The 15450-nt window shown below is 50.7% G+C and carries 13 protein-coding genes; 3 read left to right on the forward strand and 10 right to left on the reverse strand.

Going from position 1 to position 15450, the window contains the following annotated elements:
- Window positions 1-5 precede the first annotated feature (5 nt).
- The gene (locus ACWKXN_RS10120) at window positions 6-335 is read left to right on the forward strand and encodes an HI1450 family dsDNA-mimic protein (RefSeq protein ID WP_006810881.1); all 330 of its coding nucleotides are present in this window, start codon (window positions 6-8) and stop codon (window positions 333-335) included.
- A 31-nt stretch (window positions 336-366) separates the two neighbouring features.
- Here ACWKXN_RS10120 and ACWKXN_RS10125 read toward each other — a convergent pair whose 3' ends face one another.
- The 7 genes from ACWKXN_RS10125 to ACWKXN_RS10155 all read right to left on the reverse strand — a co-directional run bounded on the left by ACWKXN_RS10125 (window position 367) and on the right by ACWKXN_RS10155 (window position 8254).
- Window positions 367-1236 carry an ion transporter gene (locus ACWKXN_RS10125; RefSeq protein WP_048975814.1) on the reverse strand — a complete coding sequence of 290 codons (870 nt, stop codon included), beginning with the start codon at window positions 1234-1236 and terminating at the stop codon, window positions 367-369.
- Between the two features lie 14 nt (window positions 1237-1250).
- Entirely contained in the window at window positions 1251-2255 is a 1005-nt protein-coding gene (gene oppF / locus ACWKXN_RS10130; RefSeq protein ID WP_023312094.1) for a murein tripeptide/oligopeptide ABC transporter ATP-binding protein OppF, read from the reverse strand.
- Window positions 2252-3265 (reverse strand): ABC transporter ATP-binding protein, encoded by a 1014-nt coding sequence (oppD, locus tag ACWKXN_RS10135; RefSeq protein WP_023312095.1) that lies wholly within the window; start codon window positions 3263-3265, stop codon window positions 2252-2254. Before oppD ends, oppF begins: the two co-directional genes overlap by 4 nt.
- A gap of 11 nt (window positions 3266-3276) precedes the next feature.
- Window positions 3277-4185, reverse strand: coding sequence for an oligopeptide ABC transporter permease OppC (gene oppC, locus ACWKXN_RS10140; protein ID WP_454543741.1), 909 nt, complete (start codon window positions 4183-4185; stop codon window positions 3277-3279).
- Window positions 4186-4199: 14 nt separating this feature from the next.
- Window positions 4200-5120, reverse strand: coding sequence for an oligopeptide ABC transporter permease OppB (gene oppB / locus ACWKXN_RS10145; protein WP_008502786.1), 921 nt, complete (start codon window positions 5118-5120; stop codon window positions 4200-4202).
- 84 nt (window positions 5121-5204) lie between these two features.
- Window positions 5205-6836 carry an oligopeptide ABC transporter substrate-binding protein OppA gene (gene oppA / locus ACWKXN_RS10150; RefSeq protein WP_033145757.1) on the reverse strand — a complete coding sequence of 544 codons (1632 nt, stop codon included), beginning with the start codon at window positions 6834-6836 and terminating at the stop codon, window positions 5205-5207.
- A 770-nt stretch (window positions 6837-7606) separates the two neighbouring features.
- Window positions 7607-8254 carry a YchE family NAAT transporter gene (locus ACWKXN_RS10155; protein WP_023312098.1) on the reverse strand — a complete coding sequence of 216 codons (648 nt, stop codon included), beginning with the start codon at window positions 8252-8254 and terminating at the stop codon, window positions 7607-7609.
- A gap of 478 nt (window positions 8255-8732) precedes the next feature.
- Between ACWKXN_RS10155 and adhE the strand changes: the two genes are divergently transcribed.
- Complete coding sequence (gene adhE, locus ACWKXN_RS10160) at window positions 8733-11411, forward strand: bifunctional acetaldehyde-CoA/alcohol dehydrogenase (protein WP_023312099.1); 2679 nt, start codon at window positions 8733-8735, stop codon at window positions 11409-11411.
- A 67-nt stretch (window positions 11412-11478) separates the two neighbouring features.
- On the opposite strand, the gene tdk is transcribed toward adhE, so the two are convergent.
- Window positions 11479-12093 carry a thymidine kinase gene (gene tdk, locus ACWKXN_RS10165; RefSeq protein WP_033145758.1) on the reverse strand — a complete coding sequence of 205 codons (615 nt, stop codon included), beginning with the start codon at window positions 12091-12093 and terminating at the stop codon, window positions 11479-11481.
- A gap of 549 nt (window positions 12094-12642) precedes the next feature.
- Here tdk and hns point away from each other — a divergent pair.
- Window positions 12643-13056 (forward strand): histone-like nucleoid-structuring protein H-NS, encoded by a 414-nt coding sequence (hns, locus tag ACWKXN_RS10170; RefSeq protein WP_008502781.1) that lies wholly within the window; start codon window positions 12643-12645, stop codon window positions 13054-13056.
- Between the two features lie 201 nt (window positions 13057-13257).
- Here the strand turns inward: hns and galU are convergent, their stop codons facing one another.
- Both galU and rssB read right to left on the reverse strand, forming a co-directional pair.
- Complete coding sequence (gene galU, locus ACWKXN_RS10175) at window positions 13258-14166, reverse strand: UTP--glucose-1-phosphate uridylyltransferase GalU (protein WP_008502780.1); 909 nt, start codon at window positions 14164-14166, stop codon at window positions 13258-13260.
- A 200-nt stretch (window positions 14167-14366) separates the two neighbouring features.
- A complete protein-coding gene (gene rssB / locus ACWKXN_RS10180; RefSeq protein ID WP_033145760.1) occupies window positions 14367-15380 on the reverse strand; it encodes a two-component system response regulator RssB in 1014 nt (337 codons plus the stop codon).
- Window positions 15381-15450: the final 70 nt, after the last annotated feature.

Genomic DNA, 15450 nt, shown 5'->3' on the forward strand with positions numbered 1-15450 from the left:
TCATCATGGAAATGGATCTGAACAATCGCCTGACCGAAGACGAAACGCTCGAGCAGGCCTATGACATTTTTCTCGAACTGGCGGTTGATAATCTCGATCCCGCAGACGTGATCCTCTTCAATCTGCAGTTCGAAGAGCGTGGCGGCGCTGAATTGTTCGACCCTTCAGAAGACTGGGCTGAGCATGTGGATTTCGACCTGAATCCAGACTTCTTTGCCGAAGTGGTGATTGGGCTGGCCGATGAAGACGGCGGCGAAATTAACGATATTTTCGCCCGCGTCCTGCTCTGTCGCGAGAAAGACCACAAGCTGTGCCATATTCTCTGGCGCGAATAATAAAAAAGGCTGCGATTGCAGCCTTTTTTATTTACTCCGGCAATTCACTGCCGCAGCGGTAACAAAACCGCGCGCTGTGTTCATGTTCGCCCTGCTGGCAATGAGGACACTTGCGCTGCTGCTTGCGGTTCTGGAAGGCGCTGCTCATATGTGTGGTAATAAGTCCCGTCGGGATCGCAATCACCGAATAGCCAATCAAAATCAGCACGGACGCCACAATGCGACCCAGTGGCGTATGGGGCGTGATATCACCGTAGCCCACGGTCGTGACGGTCACAATGGCCCAGTAAACCGACGCATTGAGCGTCGTAAAACCATATTTAGGCCCTTCTATTAAATACATCAGCGCGCCAAAAACAATCATGACGATGGCAATAAACGAGTAGAACAAAATAAGCTGATGCCGGGCGCTGACGATCGCACTCCAGAACACGCGTAATGACGGCATAAAACGCAGCAATTTCAGAATACGTAATACCCGAATCACGCGCATCGCGCGCCAGGCAAAGACATAACTCAGGCTGATCTCCGGCCACAGCCACATGACATAGAGCGGCAGGATGGTGGCTAAATCGATAAATCCCCAGAAGCTGAAAACATATCTGGCCGGATTGGGCCAGGCTATTACCCGGAGGAGATATTCAGCGGTAAAAACCAGGGTAATCGCCAGCTCAAGCCAGACAAAAATATGCCATTCGTCAAACGTCAGGTGGTATTGCGTCCCGGCACCCGATTCAATAAAGATGACTACCACGCTGAGGAGCGCAAATAAACCGCACAGACCTTCGAAGCGTCGCCCGGAAACCGTTTCAGGATCGAATAAAAAATGATATAGCCGCCGACGGGCTGACGTGAATAAACGCGACACAGTTACCTCGCAAAAAATAAGGGCTGACATCATGTCAGCCCTTGCGATTATAACGGGTCTACTTTCAGGCAGGAAACCGCATGTCGGAAACTGCCTTCCAGAACCGGTCGCGTTTTAGCACATTCCGGCCCGGCCATCGGGCAGCGCGTGCGGAAGACGCAGCCTGACGGTGGGTTAATCGGTGAGGGTAATTCCCCTTCCAGAAGCTGGATCGTTTTATTCTTTTCCAGATCCGGATCGGGGATCGGCACCGCGGACATCAGCGCTCTGGTGTAAGGGTGCAACGGATTATGGTACACCTCGTCATAGGTGCCCAGCTCCACGGCATGCCCCAGATACATTACCAGCACGCGGTCAGAGATGTGTTTCACCACGGCCAGGTCATGCGCGATGAAGATCAGCGACAGCCCCATTTCGCGCTGCAGTTTCTGCAGCAGGTTAACCACCTGCGCCTGAATGGATACGTCCAGCGCGGAAACCGGCTCATCGCAGATAATCAGCTTCGGTTCGAGGATCAGCGCACGGGCAATACCAATACGCTGGCACTGACCGCCGGAGAACTCATGCGGATAGCGGTTGATGAGGTTTGGCAACAGGCCGACTTTCATCATCATCGCCTTCACGCGGTCGCGCACTTCCTGACGAGACATCTTCGGATGATAGGTCCGCAGCGGCTCGGCAATAATCTCACCGATGGTCATGCGCGGGTTTAATGATGCCAGCGGATCCTGGAAAATCATCTGGATATCGCTGCGCACCTCGCGCCACTCGTCGGGCTTCATGCCCAGCAGATCTTTACCCAGCCAGGCCACTTTACCGTCGGTGGCTTTGACCAGACCGATAATGGCTCGCGCAAAGGTCGATTTACCGCAGCCGGACTCTCCCACCACGCCCAGGGTTTCCCCTTCGTACAGGCGCAGCGTGACGCCGTCCACCGCTTTCAGGGTCTTCGGCGGCTGCCAGAACCACTGTTTGCCGTCTTTAATGTCGAAATGCACTTTAAGATCGGCGATTTCGAGCAGCACGTTGCGTTTTTCATCTAATGCGTTCATACCAGCTCCTCCTGCGGCTTAAAGCAGGCGCGCAGACGGCCTGGTGCAAACTCTTCCAGCGGCGGAGCGCTGTTGCAGATTTCCATCGCGTGCGGGCAGCGCGGCTGGAACGGACAGCCTTTCGGCAGACGCAGCAGGTTTGGCGGGTTGCCCGGAATGGTGAGCAGGGATTCCCCTTCCGCATCAAGACGCGGCACCGCGTTCAGCAGACCAATCGAATACGGATGCGCAGGCTGGTAGAAGACATCGCGCGCTTTGCCGTATTCCATGGTACGACCGGCGTACATCACCAGCACTTTGTCGCAGATGCCCGCCACAACGCCCAGGTCGTGAGTGATCATGATAATCGCCGTGTTGAACTCGCGCTTCAGCTCGTTCAACAGGGTCATGATTTGCGCCTGAACGGTAACGTCCAGCGCGGTGGTAGGTTCATCGGCAATCAGCAGCTTTGGCCGGCACAGCAGCGCCATCGCAATCATCACGCGCTGACGCATACCGCCAGAAAACTCGTGCGGGAACATGCGCATACGCTTGCGCGCTTCCGGCATTTTCACCGCATCCAGCATTTTGACCGACTCTTCAAAGGCCTCCGCTTTGCCCAGGCCTTTGTGCAGCATCAGAACCTCCATCAGCTGCTCGCCTACGCGCATATACGGATTCAGCGAGGTCATGGGATCCTGGAAAATCATCGAGATCTGCTCAGCGCGCAGCTTGTTCAGCTCGTGTTCCGGCAGGTTGAGGATTTCACGACCGTTGAATTTAGCGGAGCCGCCAATCACGCCGTTAGCAGCCAGCAGGCCCATCAGCGCAAAGGCAGTCTGGGATTTTCCGGAACCGGATTCCCCTACGATCCCCAGCGTTTCACCCGCGCGCAGGTTGAAGTTGAGATCGTTGACGGCGGTAACATCCCCGTCCGGCGTTTTAAAGGTCACGCGGAGGTCTTTCACATCCAGCAGAAGGTTATTCTGCTGTTGCGCCTGTGGCGCAGTGGCCGTTTCAATAATTGTCATGACGGCGCTCCTTAACGGTCTTTCGGGTCGAGGGCATCACGCAGGCCATCGCCGATAAAGTTAAAACAAAACAGGGTGACGACCAGGAAACCCGCCGGATAAAGCAGCAGCCACGGTGAAACTTCCATCGAGTTTGCGCCATCGCTCAGCAGCGCGCCCCAGCTGCTCAGTGGCTCTTGTGTACCCAGACCCAGGAAGCTCAGGAAAGATTCGAACAGAATCATGCTCGGTACCAGCAGCGACGCGTAGACCACGGCCACGCCCAACACGTTAGGAACGATATGGCGAACCACGATATTCCCGGTGGACACACCGCCTACCTGCGCGGCTTCGATAAACTCTTTGCGTTTGAGGCTCAGCGTCTGGCCGCGAACAATACGCGCCATATCCAGCCAGGAAACCATCCCGATAGCCACGAAGATCAGCAGGATATTTTGGCCGAAGAAGGTCACCAGCAGGATGACGAAGAACATGAACGGGAAGGAGTTCAGGATTTCCAGCAGACGCATCATTACCGAGTCTATTTTGCCGCCGAGGTAGCCGGAAAGTGAACCGTAGAGCGTACCCACGATCACCGCCACCAGCGCGGCAGCAATACCTACCATCAGCGAGATACGGCCACCGATAGCGACACGCACCAGCAGATCGCGTCCCGAGGAGTCCGTGCCAAAATAGTGGCCTGATTCCATATCCGGCGCGCTGGACATCATGCCCCAGTCGGTGTCGAAATAGGTAAATTGCGACAGCATCGGCGCCAGGGTCACAAACAGTGCGATGATCACCAGAACAACCAGACTGGCAACCGCTGCACGGTTGTGCATAAAGCGACGGCGCGCGTCCTGCCAGAGGCTACGACCTTCTACTTCCAGTTTTTCACTGAAGTTTTCCAGCGCCTCGCTGTTTTTCTTACTCAACATCATGGCGTGCTCCAGCGTTAGTAACGAATTTTCGGATCGATGACGGCATACAGCACATCGACGATAGCGTTAAAGAGAATGGTCAGCGCACCGACGAGAATGGTCAGGCTCAGCACCAGCGAATAGTCGCGGTTGAGCGCGCCGTTAACGAACAGCTGACCAATGCCGGGCAGGCCGTAGATTGTTTCGATAACCATAGAGCCAGTGATGATCCCGACGAATGCCGGTCCCATGTAGGAAAGCACGGGCAACAGCGCCGGTTTGAGCGCGTGGCGGAAGATAATCCGACGCATCGGCAGCCCTTTAGCGCGCGCGGTACGAATGAAGTTCGAGTGCAGCACTTCGATCATTGAACCACGGGTGATACGCGCGATACTGGCGATGTACGCCAGAGATAATGCCACCATCGGCAAAATCATGAACTTCAGTGCCCCGCCGTTCCAGCCGCCGCCAGGCAGCCACTTCAGCGTGATGGCAAATATCATCACCAGTAATGGCGCGACAACGAAGCTGGGTATCACTACCCCGGTCATTGCCACCCCCATTACGGCATAATCCCATTTGGTATTTTGTCTGAGCGCGGCGATGACGCCTGCGGTGACCCCGAAAACGATGGCCAGAATAAATGCCGCAGCACCCAACTTAGCCGAAACCGGGAAGCTGGACGCGACCAGGTCGTTAACGGAATAGTCTTTATATTTAAATGACGGTCCAAAATCACCGTGGGCCAGCTGCTTCAGGTAATTGAAGTACTGGGTGGAGATTGGATCGTTTAAGTGGTATTTCGCTTCGATATTCGCCATGACTTCAGGCGGCAGCGTACGCTCACCGGTAAATGGACTGCCCGGCGCAAGACGCATCATGAAGAAGGAAATCGTGATGAGAATAAATAGCGTTGGAATCGCTTCAAGACAGCGACGTAGGATAAATTTCAACATTGCCCGTACCTTCTGGCGTGTGCCTATATTATGTGACGTTGGTTAGACACCGTGGGGCGAGCATGCCCGCCCCACTCATTGCCATTAATGCTTGATAATATACAAGTTTTTAACGTAGATATTATCCATCGGGTCTTTACCGGTATATCCACCTACCCACGGTTTCACCAGACGGGCGTTAACGTAGTAGTAAACCGGAACGATCGCGGAATCTTTATCCAGCTGCTGCTCGGCTTTAGAGTACAGTTCTGTACGCTGCGCTTCGTCAGTGGTTTTCAGCGTGTCGCCAATCAGCTTGTCGAACGCCGGGCTCTTATAGTGCGCGGTGTTGTTCGAGCTGTCGCTCAGCATGGTGTTCAGGAAGGAGGTCGGTTCGTTATAGTCCGCACACCAGCCAGCTCGTGCCACATCAAAGGTGCCCTGATGACGGCTGTCGAGGAAGGTTTTCCACTCCTGGTTTTCCAGCTTCACGTTCGCGCCCAGGTTCTTTTTCCAGATTGAGGCAACGGCGATAGCCAGTTTTTTGTGCAGATCGGAAGTGTTGTACAACAGGCTGAAGGTCAGCGGCTTATCTGCGGTGTAGCCCGCTTCGGCCAGCAGTTTCTTCGCTTCTGCGTTACGCTGTTCCTGAGTCTGTTTGAACCACTCTGGCTCGGTCAGTTTTGCGCCATCGGTGTATGGAGGGGTATAGCTGTACGCCGGCAGATCGCCCTGGTTTTTCACTTTGTTCACGATGATATCGCGATCCAGTGCCAGCTTCAGCGCGGTACGAACACGTACGTCGGTAAACGGTGCTTTCTGGTTGTTAATTTCGTAGTAATAGGTGCACAGGTACGGATCGACGTGAACTTCTTTAGGGATCTCTTTTTTCAGTTTCTGGAACAGTTCAATCGGCATGTTGTTATAGGTCATGTCGATTTCACCGCTGCGATAGCGGTTAACGTCAGTCACTTCGGACGAAATTGGCAGGTAGGTCACCTGGTCAATAACGGTTTTCGCGTTATCCCAATACTGCGGGTTACGGTCAAGCACCATACGTTCGTTGACCACCCAGTCTTTCAGCTTATAGGCACCGTTGGTCACGATATTGGCAGGCTGCGTCCATTTCTCACCAAATTTTTCCACGGCGGATTTTGGTACCGGGGAGACGGACGGGTGAACCAGCAGCTTATAGAAGTACGGAACAGGTTCGCTCAACGTCACTTCAAAGGTATTGGCATCGATCGCTTTTACGCCCAGGTCGGTAACAGGTTTTTTGCCCGCGATGATGTCATCAATATTGGCGATGTGGCCATATTGCAGGTAGCTCGCATACGGAGAGGCGGTGGTTGGATTCGCCAGACGCTGCCAGCTATAAACGAAATCTTCGGCCGTGACCGGTGTACCGTCGGACCATTTCGCATCTTTACGCAGATGGAAGGTCCAGACTTTGAAATCTTTGTTTTCCCATTTTTCTGCAACACCCGGCGCCGGGTGGCCGTCTACGTCTGTCACCAGCAGGCCTTCGAACAGGTCGCGGTTAACGTTAGACTCAGGAACACCTTCAATTTTGTGCGGGTCAAGAGACTGAACTTCCGCACCGTTGTTACGCACCAGCGTCTGTTTCTCCGCCAGTTGAACACCTGCAGGAACGTCCGCAGCCATTGCAGCGTTGCCCGCGATTAGCGCAGTTAAAATCCCCGCCGCTACCAGATTTTTTTTTGTGATGATGGACATTGTGTTGGTACTCCACTCATTATAATGACTGGCCTTCGCCAGCTGTGTAATCCCCTTTTGGGGCCTGTACAGCGCAGGAGTTTTTTTTGCTGCTGTCAGGTTCTTCTTTTACTGCTTGCTATCACCGACTTTTTTATTACTGACCGCTCGTATGGCCGTCTTGCGTCGATTCTTTACAGGCCTCCCCTGTTTGAGACCTGCACTGGATATCTGAGAAGAGAACTATATGAAAATAATTCTCATCTGCTTGTTTTATGCTGCAAAATATTAGGCCGGAAAGTATCAAATGGCGTAAACGCGCGCCAATACATTTTGCAAATTTGTTAAGCAATTCTCTTTTACGGTGAGTACCTCATCGTTGAGGGCAGCCCTGCCGGACATCGAACACCACTTAAAGATCATGATATTCAATAAGATAGAGAAAATTTTCTCTACACGCGCGTCGCTGCGCTATCATCGAGTGATTTTGCACAAAAATTTAACAACTGGTTATTATTTAGCACATTCATCTAGGGGAATGTTGAATTTACTAATATCATTTCGGTTATCTCTCAGCAAGCCCCAGAGTATCATGTGAGTAAAATAACAGATCGATCGAAGGTTTTCTGCGCAGGCGGGTTTGGCGGGAATTAATAACTCATTGAAATACAAGCAATGAACATTATTAGTAGAATTTATTATGATATGTGAGCATTTCAACTTTAGTTATAGGATTTACTGATAATGACGTAAAAAAACGGAGCCGTGGCTCCGTTCTTTCATACGAAATATCAGTGCAGCAAACCGGGGAAAATGCTTTTAATTCCTGTAACGATGAATTCTATCCCTAACGCCATCAACAGCAGACCCATAATACGCGTTATGACGTTAATGCCCGTCTGCCCCAGCAGGCGCACCAGCCAGGGCGCCATGCGGAATACTCCCCAACAGCAGAGTGCGAAAAGCGCAATGGCAACGGAAAAGCCAATCAGGTGCATCAGGCTATGGTAACGCGTGCCCCAGACAATGGTTGAACTGATGGCGCCAGGGCCAGCCATGAGCGGTAAGGCCAGCGGCACCACGCCAATACTCTCGCGGATAGCTGTTTCTGACTTCTCCTGCTTGTTCTGTTTATCCTCGCCCAGCTTACCGCTGATCATGGACATCGCGATGGTCACGACCAGGATACCACCCGCTATGCGGAAAGAGTCAATCGAAATGCCGAAGAGCTGGAGAATGGCGTCCCCAAGAAAAAGGGAGGTGAGCAATATGATAGCCACTGACAGGTTAGCGGTGAGGTTGGTCTTATTCCTCGCCGCCGCCGTCTGGTAACTCGTCATACTAATAAAGACAGGAATGATCCCCACCGGGTTGACCAGGGCAAACAAACCAATAAAAAATTTAAAATACGTTGGAAAATCAAAGAGCGTTTGGATCACGTTTTGCTCCGCTTATACACATGCCCGGGACTGACACTTTGTCATGAGAAATCGCGCTGAAGATACCCTTTTTATTAGCATACTTCACTCGAAATCTGTGGAAAAACGTTATCATTTCAGGATGTTAAACATATGTATAATCAATGATAGCGTCGCTTCCATTACTTACGTAATTATTTAACACTTGAAAAATCTCAACGAAATAACCCTGCTGAAAGGTATCAGCTTGGGGGAAAATTGACGCAGATCATGATTTCCGTACTCAGAAGTGAGTAATCTTGGTTACGCCCCCAGGGAGATCACCTGACAAAAAGGGATGATGCTAAGGTAAGGCTCTTTTAGTAAATTAGTGTGCTGACGCAGAAAGTAACTCTTTGTTTTACTTTGTGTTACGCAAGTCGTATCGGCTCTGTCTATACTGTGTGACGTATCGAGCGCTGGTTTACTAAAAGAGTTTAAACATTATCAGGAGAGCATTATGGCTGTTACTAATATCGCTGAACTGAACGCCCTCGTCGAGCGCGTTAAAAAAGCCCAGCGTGAATATGCCAATTTCACCCAAGAACAGGTTGATAAAATCTTCCGCGCGGCCGCACTGGCTGCTGCAGATGCTCGAATCCCTCTCGCTAAAATGGCCGTTGCCGAATCCGGCATGGGTATCGTGGAAGATAAAGTGATCAAAAACCACTTTGCTTCCGAGTATATCTACAACGCCTATAAAGATGAGAAAACCTGTGGCGTGCTGTCCGAAGACGACACCTTCGGTACCATCACCATCGCTGAACCTATCGGCATCATCTGCGGTATTGTTCCGACAACTAACCCAACGTCTACGGCTATCTTCAAATCACTGATTAGCCTGAAGACCCGTAACGCAATCATCTTCTCTCCACACCCACGTGCGAAAGACGCGACCAACAAAGCTGCGGATATCGTCCTGCAGGCGGCGATCGCTGCTGGCGCACCAAAAGATCTGATCGGCTGGATCGACCAACCTTCTGTTGAGCTCTCCAATGCGCTGATGCATCACCCGGACATTAACCTGATCCTGGCGACCGGTGGTCCTGGCATGGTTAAAGCCGCATACAGCTCCGGTAAACCAGCGATCGGTGTGGGCGCCGGTAACACCCCTGTTGTTATCGACGAAACTGCTGACATCAAACGTGCCGTTGCGTCTGTACTGATGTCTAAAACCTTCGATAACGGCGTGATCTGTGCATCTGAACAGTCTGTTGTTGTTGTTGATTCCGTGTACGACGCTGTTCGTGAACGTTTCGCCAGCCACGGCGGCTACCTGCTGCAGGGCAAAGAGCTGAAAGCAGTTCAGGACATTATTCTGAAAAATGGCGCACTGAACGCCGCTATCGTGGGTCAGCCGGCATATAAAATTGCTGAACTCGCAGGCTTTACCGTTCCGGCAACAACCAAAATCTTGATCGGTGAAGTGAAAGTTGTTGACGAAAGCGAGCCGTTTGCACATGAAAAACTGTCTCCAACGCTTGCCATGTACCGTGCGAAAGATTTCGAAGACGCGGTAGAGAAAGCCGAGAAACTGGTTGCCATGGGCGGTATCGGTCACACGTCTTGTCTGTACACCGACCAGGACAACCAGCCAGAACGCGTTGCCCACTTCGGTCAGATGATGAAAACTGCACGTATCCTGATTAACACCCCTGCTTCTCAGGGTGGTATCGGTGACCTGTACAACTTTAAACTCGCACCTTCCCTGACTCTGGGTTGTGGTTCCTGGGGTGGTAACTCCATCTCTGAAAACGTTGGTCCAAAACACCTGATCAACAAGAAAACCGTTGCTAAGCGAGCTGAAAACATGTTGTGGCACAAACTTCCGAAATCTATCTACTTCCGCCGTGGCTCTCTGCCAATCGCGCTGGATGAAGTGATTACTGATGGCCACAAACGTGCGCTCATCGTGACTGACCGTTTCCTGTTCAACAACGGCTACGCTGACCAGATCACCTCTGTACTGAAAGCGGCTGGCGTTGAAACTGAAGTGTTCTTTGAAGTTGAAGCTGACCCTACCCTGAGCGTGGTACGTAAAGGTGCTGAACTGGCTAACTCCTTCAAACCAGATGTGATTATCGCTCTGGGTGGCGGTTCCCCAATGGACGCCGCGAAAATCATGTGGGTCATGTACGAGCATCCTGAAACCCACTTCGAAGAACTGGCGTTGCGCTTTATGGACATCCGTAAACGTATCTACAAGTTCCCGAAAATGGGCGTAAAAGCGAAAATGATCGCGGTAACCACCACTTCCGGTACCGGTTCAGAAGTTACGCCATTCGCAGTAGTAACGGACGATGCAACAGGTCAGAAATACCCACTGGCTGACTATGCACTGACCCCAGACATGGCTATCGTTGATGCGAACCTGGTCATGGAGATGCCGAAATCACTGTGTGCGTTCGGTGGTCTGGATGCGGTCACTCACGCCCTGGAAGCTTACGTTTCTGTGCTGGCATCTGAGTTCTCTGACGGTCAGGCTCTGCAGGCGCTGAAACTGCTGAAGGAAAACCTGCCAGCGTCCTACAACGAAGGGTCTAAAAACCCAGTAGCACGTGAACGCGTTCACAGTGCAGCAACCATCGCCGGTATTGCGTTTGCGAACGCCTTCCTGGGTGTTTGCCACTCTATGGCGCACAAGCTGGGTTCTCAGTTCCACATTCCTCACGGTCTGGCGAACGCCCTGTTGATCAGCAACGTTATCCGTTATAACGCTAACGACAACCCAACCAAGCAGACTGCTTTCAGCCAGTACGACCGTCCGCAAGCGCGCCGTCGTTACGCTGAAATCGCAGACCACCTTGGTCTGAGCGCACCGGGTGACCGCACTGCTGCGAAGATTGAGAAACTGCTGGCATGGCTGGAAAGCCTGAAAGCTGAGCTGGGTATTCCAAAATCTATCCGTGAAGCAGGCGTTCAGGAAGCTGACTTCCTCGCTCACGTAGATAAGCTGTCTGAAGATGCATTCGATGACCAGTGTACTGGTGCTAACCCGCGCTACCCACTGATCTCCGAGCTGAAACAGATTCTGCTGGATACCTTCTACGGTCGTGAGTTCAAAGAAGGTGACGTTGCCGCTGTGAAAACAGAAGTTCCTGTCATCAAAGCTGACAAGAAAGCGAAGAAAAGCGCTTAATTGAAAGCAGAAGAAAAAACCCGCCTTTATGGCGGGTTTTTTTTATGTCTGTATAACAAGGCTGGCGTTATTTCCTGTTGTCGTGTTGAATCGCCGTCAGCGAGCCTACAGACAACGCTTCTTTATAATGCTTACGACAGACTGAAACATAGCGTTCATTACCGCCTATAACCACCTGCTCGCCATCTGCATAAGGTTTCCCGGCCTGGTCAAGACGAAGCACCATGCTGGCTTTTCGACCGCAGAAGCAGATTGTTTTCAATTCGACAAGCTTATCCGACCAGGCAAGCAAATACTGGCTACCAGCAAAGAGCTCACCGCGGAAATCCGTACGCAGGCCGTAACACAGCACGGGAATATCGAGCTCATCAACCACCTCTGAAAGGGCATGAACCTGTTCACGCGTCAGAAACTGGCTCTCATCTACCAGAACACAGTGAATGGGCTGCAAAGCATGTTCTGTACGAATGTCCTCATATAGATCGGTTTTAGGGTTAAACAGTCTGGCAGGCGACGAGAGCCCTATTCTGGAGCTCACCTTCCCTGCGCCAAAGCGATCGTCAATTTCAGCCGTATAAACAACGGTACGCATCCCGCGCTCCTGGTAATTGTACGAGGATTGCAGCAACGCGGTGGATTTCCCGGCATTCATTGCCGAATAGTAGAAATAAAGTTGTGCCATTGGCCGTAAAACCCTATTCAATGTGTAATATTCCCGATGATTCATTGTACCATAATTTGTCTGGTCATCAGCGATGTAGCACACAGAGGAAGCGTTTCAGCGCGGAGTTCACAACCTTCTTTTCATGAAAATAACCCGCTAAAACATGAAGTAAACTCCTTCAGCCTGGCCAATATGTTATATGTTTAGCCAAACATAACACTGCTTTTTATAGTGGAATCGCTGTTCATTAAAATTCACTATTTATTAACTATTTCAGTCTTAACATCACGGTGGGGAACTAATACAAAAGGCTGATATTTCTCCGCCGCAACTATAATTCCTGCGGTAAATGTCACAAAAAAAAGAGGCAATCGACCGGGTCCAGCCGGGTTAGCTGATAACAAACGAGACTGTTGGGTGATGAAATTTAAGTTAGCGTAATTAATAATAGCGGCATTATTTAGTATTTTTTGAATTCCTTACATTCCTGGCTATTGCACAACTGAATTTATGGCTCTATTATTAGGTCAACAAACCACCCCCCATTATAAGTTTGAGATTACTACAATGAGCGAAGCACTTAAAATTCTGAACAACATCCGTACTCTTCGTGCGCAGGCAAGAGAATGCACCCTCGAAACGCTTGAAGAAATGCTGGAAAAATTAGAAGTTGTAGTTAATGAACGTCGTGAAGAAGAAAGCGCAGCTGCTGCTGAAATCGAAGAACGTACTCGTAAACTGCAGCAATATCGTGAAATGCTGATTGCTGATGGTATCGATCCAAATGAATTGCTGAACAGCATGGCTGCAGCTAAAACTGGTACTAAAGCCAAGCGTGCTGCTCGTCCTGCTAAATATAGCTACGTTGACGAGAACGGCGAAACTAAAACCTGGACTGGCCAGGGCCGCACTCCTGCTGTTATCAAGAAAGCCATGGACGAACAAGGTAAACAGCTGGACGACTTCCTGATCAAGGATTAATCCAGCCGTATTCAGAAAAATCCCGCGTAATGCGGGATTTTTTTTAACCTAAATTTGTCGCAAACATCCCCTTACACTCTGTCATAAAGCATTATTTGGCAATTTTAATAACTGTACTTAGAGACAGGTTTCAGAAGTGTTTAGGGCATAAAAAAACCGGTGGGCAGCGCCTCACCGGTTTCGGACATATGTACCCGTGGCTTATTTCTTAATACCTACGCTCTCTTTGAGCCAGGTTTTAAATTCTTCACCAAGAGTATTGTGGCGAATACCATATTCAACAAACGCCTGCATATAACCAAGCTTATTACCGCAGTCATGGCTCTTACCTTTCATATGGTAAGCCTCGACGGTCTCTTTCTCGATCAGCATATCAATGGCATCCGTCAGCTGAATCTCATCACCCGCTCCTGGAGGCGTTTTCGCCAGCAGAGGCCAGATTTCAGCGCTCAGAACATAGCGACCTACAACAGCCAGGTTTGAAGGCGCTACGTCGGCTTTAGGCTTCTCTACCACGCCAACCATTGGCACGCTTTCGCCCGGCTCAAGGTTAACGCCTTTGCAGTCAACCACACCGTATGCCGTCACGTCTTCAACAGGCTCAACCATAATCTGGCTGCTACCGGTTTCGTCGAAACGTTTGATCATCTCTGCCAGGTTATCCTGAGAAAGATCGGATTCGTATTCGTCCAGAATTACGTCAGGCAGAATTACCGCTACAGGCTCATCACCTACAACAGGATGTGCACACATCACAGCGTGGCCCAAACCTTTAGCCAGGCCCTGACGAACCTGCATAATGGTAACGTGAGGCGGGCAAATAGACTGAACTTCTTCTAACAGCTGACGCTTAACACGTTTTTCCAGCATGGCTTCAAGTTCAAAGCTTGTATCGAAATGGTTTTCGATAGAGTTTTTTGATGAATGCGTAACCAGCACAATTTCAGTGATGCCGGCTGCGATACATTCATTAACGACATACTGGATTAATGGCTTATCAACCAGAGGCAGCATCTCTTTAGGAATTGCCTTAGTTGCTGGTAACATCCTGGTCCCCAATCCCGCTACCGGGATGACGGCCTTTCTGACTTTCGAATTTAGGGCAGCCATTCAAATTCTCCTGAGCTGTTCAAGTTTTGAACTTTTATGCAATAAATAACGCGTTGAGTATATCAGCCTCACCCCGCAGTCCGGGTCTGAAAAGAACGCGTTGCCGATCAATTAGGACAAATACGCATGAATCTGGGCAGCGATAGTAGCACTCCCCGTAAAACACAGGTAAAGCAATCTTAAAATTAAGATCCAATTGCTTATTCCGTGGACAACATTAAGCGTAGCCGTCCCCCGGCGCCCCAAATTTGGCACTGCCAGGAGGAACAGCGGTGGCTAATTTGATTAAGATACGCCGTACCCAATGTCCCAAGCGGAACGCCGTTACTCACCTGAATATGATGTTCACCGGTATTCAGTGAAGCGTTGAGACCTGCTGAAACGAGGATCAGATTCTTTAAACCGCTGTGGTAATAGCCGACCAGCAGCGGGAACTGTCCGGGCAAATTAGCCTGGCGAAAAAGCTGGTTTACCTGTTTGAGCAAACTGCCTAACTCCGGCAGCCGTTGTCCCTGATGCGATAACTGTTCCTGCAGCAAACCATTAAAAAGCGCACGAAGAAGTAACGCGGCTAATACGCCATTATCCCCTGCCCGGGTGACATCCAGAGAATAAAACGCAAGGTCGGAATCAGATAAAGGTGCGATATCCAGTACCAGTCCCGGCTGATCAGCCGCCACCAGCTGACGATAATTTACGCGGCAGTGCGAAATAGTTTGCTGTACGGGTGGCTGAAGTTCTTGCAACAGTTTCGCCGCAGCAGGAGGATCACTCACCAGGGCATCCCAGTCCTGGAAAAGACGCTCCTCTTCCTCTACCCGGGAATTAAACATATTCGGATACAGGCACGCTAAGACCGTTTCTCGCAGCCTGTTCAGATCCTTGACCGGTTTAAGCAGAATATCCTGGACACCGAGTCGCAATGCTTTGGCGATATCCGCCATATTCTCTGTGGCAGAGATCACCAGAATCGGCGTCTGGTTGCCTTCGTTACGCAGATGTTCAACCAGCTTCAGCCCATTCATGCGCGGCATCTCAATGTCGCAAATCATTAAATCGGGCGTAATGCTGATCATTTTTTCCAGGGCGTCTATACCATCTTCAGCCAGTGAAGTGATTGCTCCCAGCGAGGATAACCACGAATCCAGTAGCGATCGGAAAACGGGCTCGTCTTCAACAATCAAAATGTGTTTTCCGGCCAATGGCTGCGTCATGGTTCCTCCCCTGGCTGACAGTAACTAAATAGTGGCATGCGATCGGCACTATCGCCTGTCAGATTTTGCT

It is taken from the genome of Enterobacter sp. UPMP2060 (assembly GCF_053709655.1).